Origin of the sequence: Sphingopyxis sp. A083 (assembly GCF_001468495.1) — a bacterium.
In the GTDB taxonomy this organism is placed as follows: Bacteria; Pseudomonadota; Alphaproteobacteria; order Sphingomonadales; family Sphingomonadaceae; genus Sphingopyxis; species Sphingopyxis terrae.
The window spans coordinates 124,639-143,004 of record NZ_LNSK01000002.1; the positions used below are offsets into that span (position 1 = coordinate 124,639).

21 protein-coding genes are annotated in these 18,366 nt (G+C 65.6%); 10 read left to right on the forward strand and 11 right to left on the reverse strand.

Going from position 1 to position 18,366, the window contains the following annotated elements; all coding sequences use genetic code 11:
• Positions 1-51: 51 nt before the first annotated feature.
• On the forward strand, positions 52-1,449 hold the full coding sequence (locus ATE59_RS04760) for an MFS transporter (protein WP_003044156.1): 1,398 nt from the start codon (positions 52-54) through the stop codon (positions 1,447-1,449).
• Here ATE59_RS04760 and ATE59_RS04765 read toward each other — a convergent pair.
• The 8 genes from ATE59_RS04765 to purB all read right to left on the reverse strand — a co-directional run bounded on the left by ATE59_RS04765 (position 1,446) and on the right by purB (position 8,939).
• Positions 1,446-2,762, reverse strand: coding sequence for a bifunctional folylpolyglutamate synthase/dihydrofolate synthase (locus ATE59_RS04765; RefSeq protein WP_058811383.1), 1,317 nt, complete (start codon positions 2,760-2,762; stop codon positions 1,446-1,448). The genes ATE59_RS04760 and ATE59_RS04765 overlap by 4 nt on opposite strands.
• A gap of 31 nt (positions 2,763-2,793) precedes the next feature.
• Complete coding sequence (accD, locus tag ATE59_RS04770) at positions 2,794-3,645, reverse strand: acetyl-CoA carboxylase, carboxyltransferase subunit beta (RefSeq protein ID WP_058811384.1); 852 nt, start codon at positions 3,643-3,645, stop codon at positions 2,794-2,796.
• The gene (gene trpA / locus ATE59_RS04775; protein ID WP_003044148.1) at positions 3,642-4,433 is read right to left on the reverse strand and encodes a tryptophan synthase subunit alpha; all 792 of its coding nucleotides are present in this window, start codon (positions 4,431-4,433) and stop codon (positions 3,642-3,644) included. The genes accD and trpA overlap by 4 nt, the downstream gene beginning before the upstream one ends.
• Positions 4,430-5,650 carry a tryptophan synthase subunit beta gene (gene trpB / locus ATE59_RS04780; RefSeq protein ID WP_058811858.1) on the reverse strand — a complete coding sequence of 407 codons (1,221 nt, stop codon included), beginning with the start codon at positions 5,648-5,650 and terminating at the stop codon, positions 4,430-4,432. Before trpB ends, trpA begins: the two co-directional genes overlap by 4 nt.
• A 99-nt stretch (positions 5,651-5,749) precedes the next feature.
• Entirely contained in the window at positions 5,750-6,382 is a 633-nt protein-coding gene (locus ATE59_RS04785) for a phosphoribosylanthranilate isomerase (protein WP_058811385.1), read from the reverse strand.
• Between the two features lie 138 nt (positions 6,383-6,520).
• Positions 6,521-7,195 (reverse strand): orotidine-5'-phosphate decarboxylase, encoded by a 675-nt coding sequence (gene pyrF / locus ATE59_RS04790; RefSeq protein ID WP_003044140.1) that lies wholly within the window; start codon positions 7,193-7,195, stop codon positions 6,521-6,523.
• The gene (locus ATE59_RS04795; RefSeq protein ID WP_058811860.1) at positions 7,192-7,539 is read right to left on the reverse strand and encodes a lipopolysaccharide assembly protein LapA domain-containing protein; all 348 of its coding nucleotides are present in this window, start codon (positions 7,537-7,539) and stop codon (positions 7,192-7,194) included. The genes pyrF and ATE59_RS04795 overlap by 4 nt, the downstream gene beginning before the upstream one ends.
• A gap of 86 nt (positions 7,540-7,625) precedes the next feature.
• A complete protein-coding gene (purB, locus tag ATE59_RS04800) occupies positions 7,626-8,939 on the reverse strand; it encodes an adenylosuccinate lyase (RefSeq protein WP_058811386.1) in 1,314 nt (437 codons plus the stop codon).
• A gap of 215 nt (positions 8,940-9,154) precedes the next feature.
• Here purB and ATE59_RS04805 point away from each other — a divergent pair, with 215 nt between their 5' ends.
• Entirely contained in the window at positions 9,155-9,658 is a 504-nt protein-coding gene (locus tag ATE59_RS04805; RefSeq protein ID WP_058811387.1) for a calcium-binding protein, read from the forward strand.
• Between the two features lie 69 nt (positions 9,659-9,727).
• On the opposite strand, the gene rnk is transcribed toward ATE59_RS04805, so the two are convergent.
• Together rnk and radC are read right to left on the reverse strand one after the other, a co-directional pair.
• Entirely contained in the window at positions 9,728-10,156 is a 429-nt protein-coding gene (rnk, locus tag ATE59_RS04810; RefSeq protein ID WP_082657299.1) for a nucleoside diphosphate kinase regulator, read from the reverse strand.
• 229 nt (positions 10,157-10,385) lie between these two features.
• Entirely contained in the window at positions 10,386-11,078 is a 693-nt protein-coding gene (radC, locus tag ATE59_RS04815; RefSeq protein ID WP_058811388.1) for a RadC family protein, read from the reverse strand.
• Positions 11,079-11,302: 224 nt separating this feature from the next.
• Between radC and ATE59_RS04820 the strand changes: the two genes are divergently transcribed.
• The 8 genes from ATE59_RS04820 to ATE59_RS04855 all read left to right on the forward strand — a co-directional run bounded on the left by ATE59_RS04820 (position 11,303) and on the right by ATE59_RS04855 (position 17,836).
• Complete coding sequence (locus ATE59_RS04820; RefSeq protein ID WP_231737185.1) at positions 11,303-14,431, forward strand: YdbH domain-containing protein; 3,129 nt, start codon at positions 11,303-11,305, stop codon at positions 14,429-14,431.
• A 53-nt stretch (positions 14,432-14,484) separates the two neighbouring features.
• Positions 14,485-14,646: a YnbE family lipoprotein gene (locus ATE59_RS04825; protein WP_371830003.1), complete on the forward strand. Its 162-nt coding sequence runs from the start codon at positions 14,485-14,487 to the stop codon at positions 14,644-14,646.
• Positions 14,647-14,661: 15 nt separating this feature from the next.
• The gene (locus ATE59_RS04830; protein ID WP_058811390.1) at positions 14,662-15,057 is read left to right on the forward strand and encodes a YdbL family protein; all 396 of its coding nucleotides are present in this window, start codon (positions 14,662-14,664) and stop codon (positions 15,055-15,057) included.
• Between the two features lie 204 nt (positions 15,058-15,261).
• Positions 15,262-15,582, forward strand: a complete 321-nt coding sequence (locus ATE59_RS04835; protein ID WP_003044116.1) for an AtpZ/AtpI family protein — start codon at positions 15,262-15,264, stop codon at positions 15,580-15,582.
• Positions 15,583-15,650: 68 nt separating this feature from the next.
• On the forward strand, positions 15,651-16,436 hold the full coding sequence (locus ATE59_RS04840) for a F0F1 ATP synthase subunit A (protein ID WP_003044113.1): 786 nt from the start codon (positions 15,651-15,653) through the stop codon (positions 16,434-16,436).
• Between the two features lie 40 nt (positions 16,437-16,476).
• Positions 16,477-16,704, forward strand: a complete 228-nt coding sequence (locus ATE59_RS04845) for a F0F1 ATP synthase subunit C (protein WP_003044110.1) — start codon at positions 16,477-16,479, stop codon at positions 16,702-16,704.
• A gap of 87 nt (positions 16,705-16,791) precedes the next feature.
• Positions 16,792-17,292, forward strand: a complete 501-nt coding sequence (locus tag ATE59_RS04850; protein ID WP_003044101.1) for a F0F1 ATP synthase subunit B family protein — start codon at positions 16,792-16,794, stop codon at positions 17,290-17,292.
• Positions 17,285-17,836 (forward strand): F0F1 ATP synthase subunit B family protein, encoded by a 552-nt coding sequence (locus ATE59_RS04855; RefSeq protein WP_003044099.1) that lies wholly within the window; start codon positions 17,285-17,287, stop codon positions 17,834-17,836. The genes ATE59_RS04850 and ATE59_RS04855 overlap by 8 nt, the downstream gene beginning before the upstream one ends.
• A 63-nt stretch (positions 17,837-17,899) precedes the next feature.
• On the opposite strand, the gene ATE59_RS04860 is transcribed toward ATE59_RS04855, so the two are convergent.
• The gene (locus tag ATE59_RS04860) at positions 17,900-18,337 is read right to left on the reverse strand and encodes a surface-adhesin E family protein (RefSeq protein WP_058811391.1); all 438 of its coding nucleotides are present in this window, start codon (positions 18,335-18,337) and stop codon (positions 17,900-17,902) included.
• Positions 18,338-18,366 lie beyond the last annotated feature (29 nt).

Consider the following 18,366-nt stretch of genomic DNA (forward strand, 5'->3'; position numbering starts at 1 on the left):
GCCGAACGGTTCGAGGCGTCGCCGGTCAGCCGAGCGCGACAGGGAGGATCTATGCAGGCAGATATGGCGCCGCCGCCACCGCAAAGCTGGTGGGACAGCATCCGGCCCTATCTGGAGCGCGCGCCGCTGGCGGCGCTGCTGCTCGGCATTTCGTCGGGATTTCCCTATGCGATGATCGGTGCGACCTTGACGACGCGACTGTCGCAGGACGGTTTCGAAAAATCGTCGATCACCGCCTTTTCGCTCGCCTTTCTCGTCTATAATTTCAAACCGCTGTGGGCCTGGATCGTCGATACGATCCGCCTTCCGGGGGCGGGGGTGGTCGGCCAACGGATCAGTTGGCTGATCCTGACGGCCATGCTCGTCATGCTGGCGGTCGGCAATCTCGCGCTGGTCGATCCGCAGCAGGTCGGCCAGTCCCCCGTGGGGCACCTCATGCAGCGGTTCGGGCTTGGCCATGAAGGCGAATTCGCCGCGCTGTTCGAAATGGCGGTCGGTGCGGTTCTCGTGGGTGCAGCGGGCGCGACGTTCGACATTGTGATCGACGCCTACCGGATCGAGATATTGAAGCCCGAACAACTCGGCGTCGGATCGGGCATGTCGCAATATGGCTGGCGGATCGGATCGGCGGGCGCCGGTGCGCTCGCGCTCTATCTTGCCGCGCGGCAAGGATGGGAGGCGGCCTATCTGGCATGTGCGCTTTTTGCATTGCCGGCGGTCATTGCGGGCTTTTGGGTCGGCGAGCCCGAGCGGCACCGCGCGGCACTCTCGCGCGAAGGCAAGCCAGGACTTGTCGCGGGTATCATCGGTCCCTTCCGCGAGTTTTTCAGTCGCCATGGCGCCTGGCTGGTGCTGCTGTTCATCCTGCTCCACAAGATCGGCGATACGCTCGCGAATCTGACGCTGCGCCTGCTGCTCAACGATCTTGGCTTCAGCAATGACGAGATTGCGATCTACGACGTCGGTATCGGCTTCTGGGCCTATCTGATCGGCATTTTCATCGGCGGGATTCTCTACGCGCGGATGGGCATGAAAAAGTCGGTGCTGCTCAGCCTGATCCTGATGGCGGTGAGCAATTTCAGCTTCGCGCTGCTCGCGGCGGCGGGCCACAGCAATTGGGGCCTCGCCGGCGCGATCGGGTTCGAAAATATTGCGAGCGGCATCGGCGGCGTCGTCGTCGTCGCCTATTTCTCGGCACTCTGCGACTTGCGCTTCACTGCGGCGCATTATGCCCTGATCTCCTCCGCAGCGAGCATTGTCGGTCGTTTCCTGACCGGCACCACGGCGGGCGCGATGATGGACAATATGGGCAATGTGAACTTCTATCTGTTCACCGTCGCCGCGGCCCTGCCGGGTATTGTCCTATTCTGGCTGATGATGCGCAGCGGGCTCGTTGACCAATCGGTCGGCACGGCGGGTACCCGGCATGCGCGCGAGGCGTCGGCCTAATCGGGCAATTCGCCGTTCGCGCGCAGCACCTCGCCCGCAAGGTAAAGCGAGCCGGCGATCAGGACGATCTCGGTCACAGGGTCTACTGCCAATCCAGCCAGCGCAGCCTCGACGGTATCGGCCGCGAGCGCTTCCGGCCCGAAGGCTGAGGCGCCATGATGCTCGTGCCCGGGCACCGGCACGACGGTGATCGAGGCGAGCTTGCCGGCCAGGGGATCGATCAACGCCGAGGGATGCTTGTTGGCGAGCATCCCGGTGACCAGATGGATGCGGCGCGCATCGCCCGCAAAATGCTGCGCGAGTTGATGCCCTGCATCGGCGTTGTGGGCGCCGTCGAGCCACACCGTCGTGGCGGGCGGGAGCAGCTTTGCGAGCGGTCCGCTCTCCAGTCGTTGCAATCGCGCCGGCCAGTAAGCCGCGGCGATGCCGCGCTCGATCGCGCCCGCATCGGGTTTCGGACCCGGCGCGAGATGGAGCATCGCAATCGCAAGCCCCGCATTGCGCATCTGATGCCCGCCCGCCATGCGCGGGCGCAGCAAGGCGGGGAGTTCCCCGTCCATCGATCGCCAGCGAAAGGCGTCGCCGACGGCTTCGACCGACCAGGTTTCGCTCTCGACGAACGGGACCACGCCCGCCGCCTCGGCCCGGTCCGCGATTACCCGCGCCAGCGGCGGCGGATAGGCGAGCGTCGCCAGCGCGGCGCCGTGTTTGATGATGCCGGCCTTTTCCCACGCGATCCGTGCGGCAGGACGCGTCGGGGTGCCGTCTTCGGGCGCGAGCAGAAAGGCCTCATGGTCGATGCCGAGCGAGGCGATGCCGCACACCGCCGGCGCCGGGATGATATTGGTCGCATCGAGTCGTCCGCCCAGCCCGACCTCGATGATGCAATCGTCGGCGGGTATGCGCGAAAAGGCAAGGAAAGCCGCCGCCGTCGTCACCTCGAAAAAGCTTGCATGCAGCCCTTCCGCGACGTCGAGGACTTCGCCAAGCAAGGCGGCGAGCGCCGCGTCGTCGATCAGGGTGCCCGCCAGTCGGATGCGCTCGTTAAACCGGACGAGGTGCGGGCTGGTATAGGCGTGGACCCTGCGCCCCTGCGCCTCCAGTATTGCGCGCAGATAGGCGCACGTCGATCCCTTGCCGTTGGTCCCTGCGACATGGAAGGTCCGCGGCAGCCGGTCTTGCGGATCGCCGAGGCGCGCGCACAGTTCGCCGATGCGGTCCAGCCCCAATATGTCGCGACCCGGCGACAGCGCCGCGAGGCGGTCGAGCTGCGCCTGAACGGCGGGATCGGAACTGTGCGCGTGGTCGGGCATGGATTCTCCCTCCGTCCGTCAGGAGGAGGGATCAAGCCGCCTTTTCGGGCGCGAGATAGCCGATCAGGCGGCCGAGCGTCGCGGGCAGCTCCTTGCGATGCACCACCATGTCGATCATCCCGTGATCGAGCAGATATTCGGCGCGCTGGAACCCTTCGGGCAGCTTTTCGCGGATCGTATTTTCGATCACGCGCTGGCCCGCGAAGCCGATCAGCGCATTGGGCTCGCTGATCTGCACATCGCCCAGCATCGCATAGCTGGCCGTCACGCCGCCCGTTGTCGGGTCGGTGAGCAGCACCACATAAGGCAGGCCCGCGCGGCGCAGCCGCTGGAGCGCAACCGTCGCGCGCGGCATCTGCATGAGCGACAGCGTGCCTTCCTGCATCCGCGCACCGCCCGCGGCGGTGATCGCGATGTAGGGGATGCCGCGCTTGATCGCGGCCTCGACCCCGGCGACGAACGCCTCGCCGACCGCGACGCCCATCGATCCGCCCATGAAGGCGAAATCCTGCACGCCGATCACGGCGCCTTGGCCCGAAATGCGGCCGAAGGCGTTTTGATAGGCGTCGCGGTCGCCGGTCTGCGCGCGTGCGGCCTTGATGCGGTCGACATATTTCTTGGTGTCGCGAAACTTCAGCGGATCTTCGGGTGCAGCAGGGGCGGCGATCAACTCGTGCAGGCCGCCGTCAAAAAGCTGCGCGAAGCGCTCTTTGGCGCCGATGCGGTCGTGATGGTCGCAGCGCGGGCAGACGTTCAGATTGTCTTCCCACTCCTTGACGAACACCATCTGCTGACACTGGCGGCATTTGTGCCAGAGGTTGTCGGCGGTGTCGCGCTTGGCGGTGAAGGGCAGGGCGTTGCGAACGCGGTCGAGCCAGCTCATGCGGCGATCTCCTTTGCGCCGTGGATAGCATCGGCGAGCGAACGGGTGAAGGCTTCGACATGCGGCGCCGCGGCGTCGCCATGCTCGGCAATGATGTCGATGAAGGCCGATCCGACGACGACGCCGTCGGCAACCTTGGCGATGTCGGCCGCCTGCGCGGGGGTGCGAACGCCGAAGCCGACCGCGACCGGCAGGTCGGTCGCGGCTTTCAGGCGCGCAACCGCATCCTCGATGCTCGCCTGAGCGGCCTGCTGCATCCCGGTGATCCCGGCAACCGAAACATAATAGAGAAAGCCGCCCGCGCCGTTCAGCACGTCGGGCAGCCGCGCCGCGTCGGTCGTCGGCGTTGCGAGGCGGATCAGGTCGACCCCGGCAGCGCGGAGCGCGGGGCCGAGTTCGGGATCTTCCTCCGAGGGAATATCGACGCAGATGATGCCGTCGACCCCTGCTTTCGCGCATTCGGCGGCGAACCAATCGGCGCCACGGATCGTCATCGGATTGGCATAGCCCATCAGCACGAGCGGCGTGTCGGGATGGCGCTGGCGGAAGGCGGCGGCGATACCGAACAGGTCGGCGGTGGTCGTCCCCTTGGCGAGGCTACGCAGGTTTGCGGCCTGGATCGCGGGGCCGTCGGCCATCGGATCGGTGAAGGGCATGCCCAGTTCGATCACATCGGCACCCCCCGCGACGAGCGCGTCAAGGTTCGCGGCGGTGTCGCCATCGCCGCCGGTGATGAAGGCGACGAGCGCAGGGCGCGGCTTGGCGAAGGCGGCGGCGAAGCGGGTCACAGCTCTACCCCCAATGCTTCCGCCACGGTGAAGATATCCTTGTCGCCGCGGCCCGAGCAATTGACGATGATGATCTTGTCCTTGCCCAGCGTCGGCGCGACGCGTTCGGCAGCGGCGATCGCGTGCGCGCTTTCGAGCGCGGGGATGATGCCTTCGAGCTTGGTCAGCTTCTGAAAACTTGCGAGCGCCTCTTCGTCGGTGACCGGTTCGTAACGCGCGCGGCCGATGTCATGCAGCCAACTATGCTCGGGGCCGATGCCCGGATAGTCGAGCCCCGCCGAGATGCTGTGCGCCTCGGTGATCTGGCCGTCCTCATCCTGCAGCAGATAGGTCTTGTTGCCGTGGAGGATGCCGGGTTTGCCGCCGGCGAGGCTGGCGGCGTGCTTGCCGCCCAATCCTTCGCCCGCGGCTTCGACGCCGACGATCTCGACGTCTGTGTCATCGAGGAAGGGATGGAACAGCCCGATGGCGTTCGACCCGCCGCCGACGGGGGCGATCAGCATGTCGGGCAGGCGCCCTTCGGCTTCGAGAATTTGCGCTTTCGCTTCCTCGCCGATCACCGACTGGAAATCACGCACCAGTTCGGGATAGGGATGCGGCCCCGCGACGGTGCCGATGATGTAGAAGGTGTCCTCGACGTTCGCGACCCAGTGGCGGAGCGCCTCGTTCATCGCATCTTTCAGCGTCTTCGCGCCGCTTTCGACCGCGACGACTTCGGCGCCGAGCAGCTTCATGCGGAAGACGTTCGGCTGCTGCCGCGCGACGTCGACCGCGCCCATGAAAATGGTGCAGGGCAGGCCAAAGAGCGCTGCCACGGTCGCGGTCGCGACGCCGTGCTGGCCAGCGCCGGTTTCGGCGATGATCTTGGTCTTGCCCATCCGCTTGGCGAGCAGGATCTGACCGATGCAATTGTTGATCTTGTGCGCGCCGGTGTGGTTGAGATCCTCGCGCTTCAAATAGATCTTCGCGCCACCCAGATCATTCGTCAACCGCTCGGCGAACCACAGCGGGCTCGGGCGGCCGACATAATTTTTGAGCAGATAGTCGAACTCGGCCTTGAAGGCAGGGTCGGCCTGCGCAGCGCGATAATGGCGTTCGAGGTCGAGGATGAGCGGCATCAGCGTTTCGGCGACATAGCGGCCGCCGAAGGCGCCGAAATGGCCGCGCGCGTCGGGCTGGGTGCGGAGGCTGTTGGGCAGGGTCGGTGCTTCGGTCATGGTCATTTCCATCGGTTACGGGTGGGCGCGCACTTGAAGATCGGGTCTCAAGCGGTCAGCGCCATCGTTTTCCGATGCGCGTCATGAGGGACTGCGGTGTCAGCATCTGCCGACCGCTTTAAGGAAAGCGGCGATCTTGTCCATATCCTTGACGCCGGGTGCGCTTTCGACCCCCGATGACACATCGACGAGCGGCGCGCCGGTTTCGGCGATCGCCTGTGCGACATTGGCCGGGGTCAGTCCGCCTGCGACGCCCCAATCGATCGAGTGGCGATGGCCCTTGAGCAGCGACCAGTCGAAGCGGGCGCCCGTGCCGCCGGGCAACGCCGCTGCCGGCGCATCGAACAAGATGCGGTCGGCCGCACCTTCAAACTGCCGGACGCGTTCCAGCGTTCCGGCATCCTTCAGGCCGACCGCCTTCCAGACTTCGGCGGGAACGAGCCGTTTGACCGCGGCGAGCCATTGGGGTGTTTCATTGCCATGAAACTGGACGATGTCGGGGCGCACCGCGCTGAGCGCCTCGCCAGTCACCTGTTGCGAGGCATTCACGAGAAGGAGCGCAACCTTCACTTTCCCCCCGGCGCGCTGGCGAAGCGCGGCAGCGGTCTTCAGATCGACGTGGCGCGGACTCGGTTCATAGTGAACGAGGCCGATGTGCGTCGCGCCGAGCCGGATAGCGGCGTCAACCGTTTCGGGCGTAGAGAGGCCGCAGATTTTGACAAGTGGGGGCATATATCAGGGTTCGATCATTTAGGTCATTGCGAGCGAAGCGAAGCAATCTCCAGCCATCGGCGTAATACAATCCCGAAGCTGGAGATTGCTTCGTCGCCTTCGGCTCCTCGCAATGACGATGGTTGAATGAAAGTGTGTTTACAGCGTCGCTTCGATCGCGCGCGCCGCGAGGTCGGGATCCTGCGACTGGCTGATCGGTCGGCCGACGACGAGGATCGAGGCGCCGTCAGCCATCGCCTGCGCCGGGGTAACGATACGCTTCTGATCGCCGGCACGGCCGTCAGCAGGGCGCACCCCCGGTACGACAAAGAAGCCGCCCGGCCATGCCTTGCGCGCGGCCTTCACTTCCTGGCCCGAGCAGACGATGCCGTCGAGACCCGATTCGCGGGCCAGCGCGGCGAGGCGGACGACCTGGTCGTGCGGGGTGCCGCCGACGCCGATATCATCGAGATCGGGCGCGTCGAGGCTGGTGAGCACGGTAACGCCGACCACCTTGGTCGCGCTTCCCGCGACTGCCTTGGCCTCTTCCATCATCGCGCGGCCGCCCGCGGCGTGGACGGTCAGGATCGCGGGTTCGAGCGGACGCAGCGCCTGGATCGCCTTGGCAACGGTGTTCGGGATGTCGTGCAGCTTGAGGTCGAGGAAGATCGGCAGGCCGAGCTTCGCCATTTCGTGCACCCCGTGATGGCCGTTGGCGCAGAAGAATTCGAGGCCGAGCTTCAGCCCGCCGACATGGTGGCGCACCCGCTGCGCCAGCGTCAGCGCGGCATCGAGGTGGGGGGTGTCGATGGCAAGATAGACAGGCGAGCTCATTGCGGATCCAGCGGCGAGGGTGGGATGTCGTTGACGGGCTTCGACTGCGGCGCCGGTTCGGGGGTGAGCGGCGTCTCGGCGGGGCGGTTGGCCATGGCGCGCAAGTCGGCAAGTTGCCGTTCGCTCGTTTCGATACGGCGCTTCAGCGACCAGCGTGAGGTACGCAGCGCGATCCACAGCGGCAGGCTGCCGATCAGGAAGGCGGCAAAGATCAGCACCGGCAATTTGGTGTCGAGCACCTGTCCCGGCCATATGGTCACGGTGACCGGATTCCAGTTGGCCATCGAAAAGACGACGAGGATGATGGTCAGCAACACCCAGATGACGGTTCGCACGATTCCCACGTTATTGCGCTCCTTTACCGGCCTCTGCATCGAACCCTAAGCGACTTTGGCGCACGATGCGAGTCTCTGGGCGAGGCCCGGCGCGTTCAGCCGCCGAACACCCGCGCAAAGATCGTATCGACATGCTTCATATGATAGTCGAGGTCGAACAGCGCGGTCAGTTGCTCGGCCGACAGACGCGCGGTCACGTCAGCGTCGGCCTTCAGCAGTTCGAGCAACGAAAGCTGGCCGTCGCTTTCCCAAACCTTCATCGCATTGCGCTGGACGAGCGCATAGCTGTCCTCACGGCTCGCCCCTGCCTGAGTCAGCGCGAGCAGGACGCGCTGCGAATGGACGAGGCCGCCCATGCGATCGAGATTCTTCTGCATGCGCTCGGGGTAAACGAGCAGCTTGTCGACCACGCCGGTCAGTCGCGCGAGCGCGAAGTCGAGCGTGATCGTCGCGTCGGGACCGATGAAGCGTTCGACCGACGAATGGCTGATGTCGCGCTCGTGCCAGAGCGCGACATTCTCCATCGCAGGGATGGCGGCGCTGCGCACCATGCGCGCAAGCCCGGTCAGATTTTCGGTGAGCACCGGGTTGCGCTTGTGCGGCATGGCCGACGAGCCCTTCTGCCCCGGCGAAAAATATTCCTCCGCTTCGAGCACTTCGGTGCGCTGAAGGTGGCGGACCTCGACCGACAGGCGTTCGATCGACGAGGCGATCACGCCGAGCGTTGCGAAGAACATGGCATGGCGATCGCGCGGAATGACCTGCGTCGACACGGGTTCGATCGCGAGACCCAGCTTCGCCGCGACATGAGCTTCGACGCGCGGGTCGATATTGGCAAAGGTGCCAACCGCGCCCGAAATCGCGCAGGTCGCAATTTCCGCGCGCGCTGCGACCAGCCGCGCCTTGCAGCGCGCGAACTCGGCATAGGCTTCGGCCATTTTGAGTCCGAAGGTGACGGGCTCGGCATGGATGCCGTGACTGCGCCCGATCGTCGGGGTCAGCTTATGTTCGTATGCGCGGCGTTTGATCGCCTCGAGCAGCGCGTCGAGGTCTGCGAGCAGGATGTCGGCAGCCTGCGCGAGTTGCACCGCGAGGCAGGTGTCGAGCACGTCGCTCGACGTCATGCCCTGATGCATGAAGCGCGCTTCTTCGCCGACATTTTCGGCGACCCAGGTCAGGAAGGCGATGACGTCATGCTTGGTGACCGCCTCGATGGCGTCGATCGCGTTGACGTCGATGACGGGTTTCGTCGCCCACCAGTCCCACAGCGCCTTCGCGGCGGACTGGGGAACCGTTCCCAGTTCCGCGAGCGCCTCGGTCGCATGCGCCTCGATCTCGAACCAGATTCGAAAGCGATTTTCCGGCGACCAGATGGCGGTCATGTCCGGGCGGGCGTAGCGCGGAACCATTGATGTACCTTCCTTTTGTGCGCCGCTGTTCGGCGCCTTGTCGCAAAACCGCGACGGAATCACGATGGGGCGCCCCCTAGCAGGGGTCGACCGCTTCGCCAATCACCCGCGCTCCGCAACTTCCAGCGAACGCGGACGGTTGCCCCCATGCCCCTTCAGAAAAGGCGGCGGATCGCAAACAGATGCAGGTCCGCCGCCGGTACAGGAGATAGATAATGTTGAAGCAAGTTCTTTTGATCGGCGCCGCCGCGATCAGTTTCCCCGCGCTGGCCCAGGAAGCACCGCCGTCGCCGGGCACCACGCCGCCGACCGAGCAGCCCGAGGCTGCGCCGATGCCCGATAGCGCGCCGGCACCGACCGACACGACGGCTCCGCCGGCCCCCACCGAGCCGGCCACCGATACGATGGCGCCGGCCAGCGAGGCGCCTGCGCAGACCGCGCCCGCCCCGTCGAGCAGCGCAGCCGCGACCCCCGCGCAAATCGCCCAGATCGTCGAAACCGAATTTCCGACCTATGACGGCGACAAGTCGGGCGACCTTAGCTCCGCTGAATTCGGCGCATGGATGAAGAAGCTGCGCACCGCGCAGGATCCCGCCGTCGACCCCGAATCGGCCGATGTGAAGAGCTGGATCGATCAGGCTTATGGCGCGGCCGACGCCGACAAGTCGGGCAGCGTTACCAAGGAAGAACTGGTCGCGTTCCTTTCGCGCGGCGGCTGATTTCGCAGTCCTCCCCGCTTGGGGCGATGCAGCCGTCGGAGCGATCCGGCGGCTGCATTGCCATGACCGTCATGCCGCGCGCGGCGGCTGCATGACTGCCCGGATCGTCAACGCCCGTTCGTGGCCGTCGCGATCGGGCCACAGGATCGCGCTGCCGGCGCGCATCCCTATCAACCCGGCACCAATGGGCGTCAGGATCGAAATCCGCCCCGACGCGATGTCGGCATCCGACGGATAGACCAGCCGGACGCTGCGCACCGCGCCGCTCGCTTCGTCGACGAAATCGACCTCGCTGTTCATCGTCACGACGTCGCGCGGGACGTGGCGCTCCTTGTGGACGGTCGCACGGCCGATCTCGCGCATCAGCAACTCGCTGACCTGCGGCATGCGTTTTTCGATGCCGAGGGCGAGATCGGTCAGCGCATCGGCCTCCGAGTCGATCATGTGAATGGGCGGGCGTTTGCTTGCCTTGGTCGAGGTGGTCTTGGCTACTGTCATTCTTTTGGCTTTCCGCATGGAAAGGGCAGGGCGCGGCCGCGCTCCTGTCGGGATGGTTCGGAAATCTTGCCCCGGTCCGGGGCATGGCACGCCACAGCCCGGGGCTAGAAGCCCGCGAGAAGCTGACCCGCGTGAAGGCGGAAGCGAAGATGGCGCTGCCGAATCTGCATGGCGCGATGATGTCGCCTGACACCCGGCAAGTAAAGCCCGGCGTTTCCGGCCTCCTGATTCAGAGCAGCCCGAGCGCGCGGAGGCTGCGGTGGCCGCTGCCGCCGATGATGATATGATCGTGCAGCGCGATGCCCAGCCGCCCTGCGGCATCGGCTAGGTCGCGCGTGATCGCGATATCCTGGCGGCTCGGTTCGGGATTTCCGCTGGGGTGATTGTGGACGATGATGATCGCCGCGGCGCCGAGTTCGAGTGCGCGCTTGACGACTTCGCGCACATAGATCGCCGATTGGTCGATCGACCCCTCGCTCGCGACCTCGTCGCGGATCAGCATGTTGCGCGAGTTGAGGTACAGCACCCGCACCCGCTCGACCTCGATCGGTCCCATGTCGGCGCGCAGCCAGTCGAGCAGCGCATCCCAACTCGACAATAGGGGCTTTTCGCGGAACTCGCCTTTCAGCATCCGGAGGCTGGCCTGCTGGACGATCTTGAGCGCGGCGATCGCGCCGTCGCCCATGCCGTCTATTCGGCGCAGCGATTCGGGATCGGCGCTGACGAGCTGTGCGAACGAACCGAATTCGCGCAGCAATGTCTTGGCGAGCGGCTTGGTATCGCGCCGCGGGATCGCAAGCGCGAGGAGATATTCGACCAGTTCGTAATCGGCCATACCGTCGGCATCGCCGCCGAGCAGGCGCGCGCGAAGCCGCGACCGGTGGCCCGCATGATCGGGAAGGGGGGCGGACGCGTCGGCCATCGTCAAGGCAATAACCGCCTTGTGGGCACCACTCAACGCTCATAGACACAAGCGCCTATGTCGCGGCGCTTTTCCCTGCATCGAATGGCCTTGCCCTGCGTTGCCGATGGGCATGGAACAGCAATGGTAGGCGCAGTGAGCTTTGGCCGGACCTATGATGACGGTGTGACGTCACAGGCGGCCGACGGGTTCGGTCGCGGGTGAGCGAGGCGGAGGCAGCCCGCGTGCGGCGGCGGCGCAAGGCGCCGTGGATCGTCGGCGGCGCGCTCGGCGCGCTGGCGCTCGGACTTTGGGTTGCCCGCGCCCCGATCGCCGACCGTTTCATTCAGGACCAGCTTGCGAAGAAGGGCGTGCCGGCACGCTACACGATCGAACGCATCGGCCTGTCGACCCAGCGGCTCAGCAATGTCGTTATCGGCAATCCGGCGCATCCCGACCTGACCGCGCGGGTGCTTGAGGTGTCGGTCGGGCTCGGCTTGTCCGGGCCCTATGTCGCATCGGTGCGCGCCGACGGCCTGCGGCTCTACGGCCGCTTCGTCGATGGGCAATTGTCGCTCGGCGCGCTCGACAAATTTCGCGACCCGACCGACAAGAGTCCGTTCGCATTGCCCGACATGGCGGTCCGGCTGAGCGACGCGCGGGCGCGGCTCCAAACGCCGTGGGGCAATGTCGGCGCGACGCTGAACGGCGGCGGCAATTTGCGCCGCGATTTTGCGGGAACCCTCGCGCTCGTGGCCCCGCATATCGCCGCTGCCGATTGCCGCGGCACGGGAATCACTTTCTACGGCAAACTCGCGGTGCGCGATGTGCGCCCGCGGCTGACGGGGCCGTTGCGCGGCGCGGCCGTGACTTGCGGCGGCGCTCAGCCGGTCGCGGTCGCCGCGCCGCAGATCGCGCTGGACGTCTCGCTTGCCGAAAATCTGCAGCAATGGGACGGCACCGCCGACGCGCTGGTCCAGCGCCTGACGATGCCGGCGCTCGCCGCCGAGCGGGTCGGCGTGAAGGGCCGCTTCACCGGCACCGCCGATCGCACCGCGCTGACGCTGGCAGCGGATGTTGCCAAGCTGGCCGGGCCCGATTTTGTGGCGAGCGGCGTGCATCTGGAAGGCAAGGGCGCGGTCGGCAGCGTCACGCCCAATTTCGAAGGCCGGCTGCGCTTCGCCGATGCAAGCGCGAGCGCGCGTCTGCGCCGGTCGGTCGCGGACAGCGCCGCGGCGCTGGACGGCACCCCGCTCGGCCCGATCGGCGATCGCGCGGCGCGCGCCTTTGCCGCGGCGCTGGCGGGTGCAAGCGGCGAAGCGGCGGTCGCGCTGACCGGGCAGGGCGAGGCGCTCCGTTTCGAGCTTGCCGTGCCCAGCCTGTCGAGCCGTAGCGGCGCACGCTTCGCGGGCAGCGCCGACAGCCGCATCGGTTACCTCTTCGCGGCACCGCGCCCCGAAGTCATTGCGACGGGGCGCTGGACCTTCGGCGGCGGCGGCCTTCCGGTCGGCGCGATGGAACTCGACCGCCGTGCCGACGGCCGCATGACCGGGCTGGCGCAAATCGACGCCTATCAGGCGGGCGGCGCGCGTCTGGCGCTCGATTCCGTGCGCTTTTCGAGCGCGCCAGGCACCGCGATGCGCTTTTCGACCAGCGCCACCTTGTCCGGACCGCTCGCGGGTGGGCGGGTCGAGGGGCTTCGCGTGCCGATCGCCGGTGCGCTCGCGGCAACCGGCGGGATGGCGTTCAACGGCGGCTGCCACCGCGTCACCGCGAACAAGGTCGACGTATCGGGGCTGCGTCTTGTCAATAACGGTGTCGATCTGTGCAGCGCCCCCGGCACGCCGCTGTTCAGCGTCGGACCGGCGGGGGTGCGCGGCGCCGTGCGGCTTCCGGGCCTCAAGCTGCGCGGCACCAGCGGGGCATCGCCCTTTGCGCTCGATAGCGGTCCCGGCGAGATCGATCTGGCGCGGTGGCGCTGGTCGCTTGCCAACGCCGATGTCCGGATCGGGGCCGGGGACAGCGTGACGCATTTCGCCGCCGGACGCGTTTCGGGCGCGGCGGGGGGACAGGGGATGGCCGGAACGCTTGCCGATGCGCAGGGCAAGATCGGCGCCGTCCCGCTCGACATGAGCGAGATTGCCGGCAACTGGCGCTGGGCCGACGGCGCGCTGACGCTCGACGGCGGGCTGGTGCTGACCGATGCTGCGGCGGACAAACGCTTTGCCTCGCTGATCAGCCGCGACGCGCATCTGCGTTTCGCCGACGGCGCGATCGAGGCAAGGGCCGGTTTCGACGAGCGCGAGAGCGGCAGGAAGATTCTCGATACGGTTATCCGCCATCGCTTTGCCGATAGCAGCGGCGCCGCCGATCTGATCGTCAAGGAATTGCGCTTCGACGATAATTTCCAGCCCGAACAGCTCACGACGCTTGCGCAAGGCGTCGTGGCCAATGTTCAGGGTTCGGTCGTCGGCGACGGTCGGATCGAATGGAACGCCGAGGGCGTGACGAGCCGGGGCACCTTTGCGACCGCCAATACCGATCTCGCCGCGGCGTTTGGCCCGGTGACCGGGCTGACGTCGACACTGACGTTCGACGATCTGCTGGGGCTCCATTCGGCGCCGGGGCAGACCGTCGCGCTGAAGGAAGTCAATCCGGGCATTCCGGTCGTGGATGGCAAGATCGACTATCAGCTTCTCGGCGGCAATCGGGTGCGGATCGAGGGCGGGCGCTGGCCGTTCGCGGGCGGCGAGCTTTTGCTTCACCCCGCTACGCTCGATTTCAGCGCCACCCAGCCGCGCCGCCTGATGTTCGATGTCGTCGGCGTCGATGCCGCGGTCTTCCTTCAGCAGTTCGGGTTCGAGAATATCAACGCGACGGGCAAGTTCGACGGGACGCTGCCGGTCGAGTTCGACGGGCTCGGCGGGCGCGTGGTCAACGGACGGATCGACGCGCGCGACGGCGGCGGCACGCTCGCCTATGTCGGCGAGCTTTCCAATCACAACCTCGGCACGATGGCCAATTTTGCGTTCGGGGCGCTGCGATCGCTGAAATATGACGATCTGACGATTGTCCTCAACGGCAACCTCGACGGCGAAATGGTGACCGAAATCCGCTTCGGCGGGATCGGGCAAGGTATCGGCGCGAAGCGCAATTTCCTGGTCGATCAGGTCGCCAAAATCCCGCTGATCTTCAACATTCGTGTCGAAGGGCCTTTCCGCGGCCTGATATTCTCTGCAAAGAGCTTTTACGATCCATCGGTCCTGGTGGAGCAGAATTTGTCGCAGCTCTTGCAAGCGCAGCGCGACGCCGAAGCCGCCGCAGCGGCGAAGGCGGCGCCCGTTCAGCCTCCAGCAAGCGAGCCCGTGCAATGACGGTAAGGAAGACAGGAAAGATGAGGAGAGCGGCCATAGGCGGTCGGTGTCTGTTGCTGACGATCGGAACGATGGGCCTCGGCGGCTGCGTTCAGGTGTCGGCACCCGACAAGCCGATCGAGATCAACCTGAACATCCGGATCCAGCAGGAAGTGGTGTACAGGATCGACGGCGACGCGAAAAAGCTGATCGAACAAAATGGCTCTATCTTCTGACAGGGACGAAACAAGATGATGAAGCAGATGTTCAAACCCGCAATCGCCGCGCTGGCCGCCGCCGGAGCGGTCGCCGCGCTCGTCACGCCGGCGCTGGCGCAGCGCGACCCGGCTTATGAAAATGCGCGCGCCGCGGGCCTGATCGGCGAACAGCCCGACGGCTACCTCGGCTTTGTGACCACGCCGACCGATGCGGTGCGCAAGCTGGTCAGCGACCTCAATATCAAGCGCAAGGACGCCTATACGCGCAACGCCCCGGCGGGCAGCACGATCGAACAGTTCGCCTTTGTGACGGGTTGCAATCTGATCCTGAAGACCGCGCCGGGCGAGAAATACCGCACGCCCGACGGCAAGTGGCTGACGCGCGACAGCAGCCCGCCGGTGCGCGATCCGCGGTGCGCCGCCAACTGACGAATTAGCAGCAGGCCTTCGTGCCTCATTATGCCGCCGCGCCCCTAAACGCGGCGGCATTTTTGTGCGCCTGCGCACGGGCATTGACTTAATCGGGCGGCGTTCCTAAACGGGCCGCGCCTTAGGGGTCCCCCGGCTTTTTCCGGGCCTTTTTCGCGGGCGGCACCGATTCTTTTCGGTTCTGTTTCAGGAGGATGGCGGAAGATGACGGGGAAGGGCAGCGATCCGGATCAAACTTCGGAGGATTCGCGCCTGGTCTCGCTCGAAGAGCGATTGGACCGGGCCGAAGCCGCAGAAGCGAAACGGACCGCAGGCACCGCCAGTCCGGAATCCGATGCCAATTACCGGCTCGGGAACCGGGTGCTGGCGGAACTGCTGGGTGGATTGATCGGTGGCGCCTTGTTCGGCTGGCTGATCGACCGCATCGCGGGCACGTCGCCTTGGGGGTTGTTGGGAATGTTGTTCATGGGGATCGTCGTGGCGTTCCGGAACATCATTCGCATCGCTTCGGGTCCACGCAAGTAGCGCGGATCAAAGGGAATTTCTGGCGGGACGGCCCGATGAGCCGCCCCGCAATGCGCGTGGAGTGAAGAGTGGCGGCGGAATCCGGCAAGATCGACCCGATGCACCAGTTCGAGGTGACCCCGCTCGGCGGCGGTTTCCATCTGGGCGGGCACGAAATCCTGTTCACCAACAGCGCGCTGTGGATGGTCGTTGCGGCCATCACGCTCGGCATCTTCATGTGGGGCGGCATGCGCCGTCAGCTCGTTCCCGGTCGCTGGCAAGCCGCGGTTGAAGGTTTCACGGGCTTCATCTCGAGCATGATGACCCAGAATATCGGCAGCGAAGGGCGCAAGTTCACGCCCTATGTCTTCTCGCTGTTCATGTTCATCCTGTTCTGCAACCTGCTCGGCATGCTGCCGCTTGGCGTATTCGGCATTCATCCCTTCACCGTCACCAGCCACATTGCGATCACCGGGGTTCTTGCGCTGGTCAGCTTCGCGATCGTGCTCGTCGTCGGTTTCTGGCGCCACGGCCTGCACTTCTTCTCGCTCTTCGTGCCGCATGGCACGCCGCTGCCGATGATCCCGATCATCGCGCCCATCGAGTTCGTGTCCTTCATGGTCCGTCCCTTCAGCCTCGGCCTGCGTCTCTTCGTCGCGATGACGGCGGGTCACGTTCTGCTCAAGGTGCTGTCGGGCTTCGTCATCAACGGCTTCAACGCCGAAACCGTCTGGCTCGGCTCGATTGTGTCGGTCCTCAGCTTCATCCTGATGATCGGTATCAGCGCGCTCGAACTGCTCGTTGCCGGTATCCAGGCCTATGTTTTCGCCCTGTTGACCTCGCTTTACATCAACGACGCGGTCAACCTTCACTAATCCCGTTTATATCAAACGCTTACACCCAAGGAGTATTACAATGGACGCAGAAGCAGCAAAGCTGATCGGTGCTGGTCTCGCCGCTATCGGTGCCGGCATGGCCGCCATCGGCGTGGGTAACGTCTTCGGCAGCTTCCTCGAAAGCGCGCTGCGCAACCCCGCGGCCGCCGACGGCCAGCAGGGTCGCCTGTTCATCGGCTTCGCGGCTGCCGAACTTCTCGGCCTGCTCGCGTTCGTCGTCGCGATGATCCTGCTCTTCGTCGTCTGATTTCGGACGATCCGGCGTGGCCGGTTCTCGGATGGGGACCGGCTGCACCGAATTGCAGGTTTTTCATAAGTTTAAGGTTCGCCTTTCATGCCCCAGATAGCCCAGCTAACCGCTGATAACTGGTATCTCGCCTCGCAGCTTTTCTGGCTGCTGGTCGTGTTTGCCGGCATCTACATCGTCATCGGCCGCGGCATGCTGCCCAAGATCGAGGCGACGGTTGACGCGCGCGATCGCAAGGTCGCCGACGATCTGGCGGCGGCCAAGGCCGCACACGCGGCCGCCGACGGCCTCGAGGAAAGCTATCGCCAGCAGAGCGAGGCGAGCCGCGCTGCGGCGCAGAAGGCGGTTTCGGACGCCAAGGACAAGGCTGCTCGCGACGCTGAAAAGCGCCTGGCAAAGGTCGATGCCGAGCTTTCGGAAAAGCTGGCTGCGGCCGAAGCCGATGTGGGCGCTGCGCGCACCTCGGCAATGGCGGAAATCGAATCGGTCGCTGCCGAAGCGGCGACCGACCTGGTGGCCAAGCTGTCGGGCGTGAAGGTTGCCGCAACCGACGCAAAGGCTGCGGTGAAGGCGGTGCTGCATGGCTGATTTCCTGATGATCCTGTCCGAAGCTGCCGGCGCTGCCGGAGAGGCGCATGCCGATCCGACGGCTTTCGGGCTTAACGCCACCGTGTGGGTGTCGATCGCGATGCTCGCCTTCCTCGGCATTCTTGTCTGGAAGAAGGTGCCGGCGATGATCGGCGCGTCGCTCGACAAGAAGATCGCAGAGATTTCGAAGCAGCTCGGCGAAGCCGAACAGCTTCGCCTCGATGCCGAATCGCTCAAGGCCGAATATGAGGCCAAGCTTGCCGATGCGGCGAAGGAAGCCGACGAGCTTCGCGCCCGCGCCGAATCCGAGGCCGAAGCGCTCGTCGCCAAGGCGAAGGGCGATGCGACCGCGCTGATCGCTCGCCGCAAGCAGATGGCCGAAGACCGCATCGCGGCGGCCGAAGCCAACGCGGTTGCCGAGGTTCGTGCCGCGGCGGCCAAGGCGGCGACCGATGCCGCCGCAGCGCTGATCGCGGCCAAGCATGACGCGGGCGCCGACAAGGCGCTGATCGATCAGGCGATCGCGGCCGTCGCCAAGAGCTGATCTTTCCCAATCGGGCCATGAAAAGCGGCCGTCTCGTCTAAGCGAGACGGCCGCTTTTTCGCGTCAATACTCGTCGAAATTGTCGGCCGCATCGCTGAACGGATCGCTGACCGCGGTCCCGCCCTTGCGATAGCAGGCGAAATCCATGATCGCCTCGTTGATGCTGTTGGCGGCGGGCGTCTTGTGTTCGGTGATCGTGTCGGACGGTTCGCTCTCGATGAAGCTGCCGTCGGCGCGGTAATAGCTATATTCGAGCGTCCGGAAGGAATTGCCACCGCAATCGAGCTCCTCGCGAATTTTCGCGCCCGATATCGGCCCGCCGCTGAGCGGTTTGGCATAGATGCTCAGCACGTCGCCGATGATCTTGCCGCTCAGCGCGCGCAGGCTCGCAAGGTCGACATAGGTGCGGGTCGAATCATTGCCGCCGACCAGATACCATTCGGCGGCGGCGGCGGGCGTGGCGAGCGGCAACAGCGTGGCCGCCACAAAAATCATGCGCATAATATCCCCCCTTATGGTGCGCCCCGTGC

What these genes read in the sequence shown, in the direction of transcription:
- ATE59_RS04805 (WP_058811387.1), top strand. Translation starts at nt 9,155, where the DNA reads ATGTTGAAGCAAGTTCTTTTGATCGGCGCCGCCGCGATCAGTTTCCCC.
- ATE59_RS04845 (WP_003044110.1), top strand. Translation starts at nt 16,477, where the DNA reads ATGGACGCAGAAGCAGCAAAGCTGATCGGTGCTGGTCTCGCCGCTATC.
- ATE59_RS04760 (WP_003044156.1), top strand. Translation starts at nt 52, where the DNA reads ATGCAGGCAGATATGGCGCCGCCGCCACCGCAAAGCTGGTGGGACAGC.
- ATE59_RS04855 (WP_003044099.1), top strand. Translation starts at nt 17,285, where the DNA reads ATGGCTGATTTCCTGATGATCCTGTCCGAAGCTGCCGGCGCTGCCGGA.
- ATE59_RS04785 (WP_058811385.1), bottom strand. Translation starts at nt 6,382, where the DNA reads ATGCCCCCACTTGTCAAAATCTGCGGCCTCTCTACGCCCGAAACGGTT.
- radC (WP_058811388.1), bottom strand. Translation starts at nt 11,078, where the DNA reads ATGGCCGACGCGTCCGCCCCCCTTCCCGATCATGCGGGCCACCGGTCG.
- ATE59_RS04860 (WP_058811391.1), bottom strand. Translation starts at nt 18,337, where the DNA reads ATGCGCATGATTTTTGTGGCGGCCACGCTGTTGCCGCTCGCCACGCCC.
- rnk (WP_082657299.1), bottom strand. Translation starts at nt 10,156, where the DNA reads ATGACAGTAGCCAAGACCACCTCGACCAAGGCAAGCAAACGCCCGCCC.
- purB (WP_058811386.1), bottom strand. Translation starts at nt 8,939, where the DNA reads ATGGTTCCGCGCTACGCCCGCCCGGACATGACCGCCATCTGGTCGCCG.
- pyrF (WP_003044140.1), bottom strand. Translation starts at nt 7,195, where the DNA reads ATGAGCTCGCCTGTCTATCTTGCCATCGACACCCCCCACCTCGATGCC.
- accD (WP_058811384.1), bottom strand. Translation starts at nt 3,645, where the DNA reads ATGAGCTGGCTCGACCGCGTTCGCAACGCCCTGCCCTTCACCGCCAAG.
- ATE59_RS04835 (WP_003044116.1), top strand. Translation starts at nt 15,262, where the DNA reads ATGACGGGGAAGGGCAGCGATCCGGATCAAACTTCGGAGGATTCGCGC.
- ATE59_RS04765 (WP_058811383.1), bottom strand. Translation starts at nt 2,762, where the DNA reads ATGCCCGACCACGCGCACAGTTCCGATCCCGCCGTTCAGGCGCAGCTC.
- ATE59_RS04850 (WP_003044101.1), top strand. Translation starts at nt 16,792, where the DNA reads ATGCCCCAGATAGCCCAGCTAACCGCTGATAACTGGTATCTCGCCTCG.
- trpB (WP_058811858.1), bottom strand. Translation starts at nt 5,650, where the DNA reads ATGACCGAAGCACCGACCCTGCCCAACAGCCTCCGCACCCAGCCCGAC.
- ATE59_RS04830 (WP_058811390.1), top strand. Translation starts at nt 14,662, where the DNA reads ATGATGAAGCAGATGTTCAAACCCGCAATCGCCGCGCTGGCCGCCGCC.